At 70.6% G+C, this 1433-nt stretch carries 1 protein-coding gene; it reads right to left on the bottom strand.

Annotation, left to right across the window (positions count from 1 at the left end):
• Positions 1 to 144: 144 nt before the first annotated feature.
• A complete protein-coding gene (locus AB0G02_RS40130) occupies positions 145 to 828 on the bottom strand; it encodes a TetR/AcrR family transcriptional regulator (RefSeq protein ID WP_360805760.1) in 684 nt (227 codons plus the stop codon).
• Positions 829 to 1433: the final 605 nt, after the last annotated feature.

The following is a 1433-nucleotide window of genomic DNA, read 5'->3' as shown; positions in this document are numbered from 1 at the left end:
CGCGGCACGACCTCCACCGCGCGCTGGCCGGGCGCCGCAGCGCGGAGCAGGTCGCCGCGCTGGACTGGAGCGACGACCCGACCCGGTGGCTGCCCGCGTTCACCTGGGGCCCGTTCGTCCCGCCGACCGAGCCGGGGGACGTGGTCAGGGCCGGCTCGTGACCGGTTCCAGGTCGGCCTCGACCTCGCGCCGCCTGCGCCTCTTCGAGGCCGCCATGGACGCGGTCACCGACTTGACGTCGTCGCCGACGCCCAGCAGGAGGCTGTTCAGGATCGTCTCGTAGCAGCGGTCGGCGTCGACCGGGTCGATCAGGTAGCCGCCCAGCTCCAAGTTGACCAGGCCGTGCGTCGCTATCCACATCTCGTGGGCGACCAGCAGCGGGTCGTTGTCGCGGAACCGGCCGGCCTCGATGCAGCGGGTAGCGCAGTCGACGACCGTGATGAGGGTGTACCGGCCGTACTGGCGGTCCTCGTCGGTGAGGGAGAACCCGGCCAGCGACTGACCACCGAACATCACCGCGTACAGGTGCGAGTTCGCCTTGGCGTTCTGCCGGTAGGCGTAGCCGAGCACCGCCATGTCGGCCACCGGGTCGTCGGTCTGGCGCACCTTGGCGAACTGGCGCTCCAGTCGGGCGAAGCCCTCGTGCACCATCTCTCGCACCAGGCCGCTCATGCTGCCGAAGTGCGTGTAGACGGCCATGGTCGACGTGCCGGCCTCGGCCGCGATCTTCCTGGTGGACAAGGCCTCCGCGCCGTGTTCGGCCAGGAGCCTCGCCGCGATGTCGACGAGTGCGGCACGGGTCTCGGGATCCAGCTTGCGTGGACTCACCTTGACAGTGTTGCACAACGCCGTTATTCTTTGTGTAACGTTGTTATGCTACAGTGCCCCCATTCGTGTGACAAGTGTGCCCGGCTCCGGGATCGCCTGTGGGGTGGGGTGTGCCCGTGCCGCCTCCGAACCCGCCTCGGGATCGCGCCGGACGACCGGGTTGCCGCGGGTGGGCTGCAGGGCTTCGGTGCGGGTGTTCTCGCAGGCCCGCTCTGCTCCCGTACGTGCGCGCGGACCGATGGCGGTGGGGTCTGGTCGGCAGGCCGGTCGCACGGTCGGCGTCCGAAGGGTCATTGGTGACGCGGCGAATCGTCGTCGTGTTCCGCGCGCGGCCGTCCTCACCGGACCGTTCGGGTTGCCGAACTCTCTTCGCAGCCCGACTTGCGGTCTCGGGACCGGCGGTAATCCGGTTGTGGAACAGCACATCGGACGATCGACAGTCCACATCGGAGAGTTGTCGCCCCCCGCTCGGCGCGTGGGTGGTTTCGCAGGTGGCCGGGTGAGCCGCGATCCGATCTGACGGCCCGCGGCGACCCGCGGCCCGGTCGGCGGCAGGCGGTGCGCCGGTGAGCGGGCGGGCGGAGGGCCGGCGTGCGGACGGGGCG

Source organism: Actinosynnema sp. NPDC023658 (assembly GCF_040639995.1).
Lineage (GTDB): Bacteria > Actinomycetota > Actinomycetes > Mycobacteriales > Pseudonocardiaceae > Actinosynnema.
This window is presented reverse-complemented; position numbering and strand designations above follow the sequence as displayed.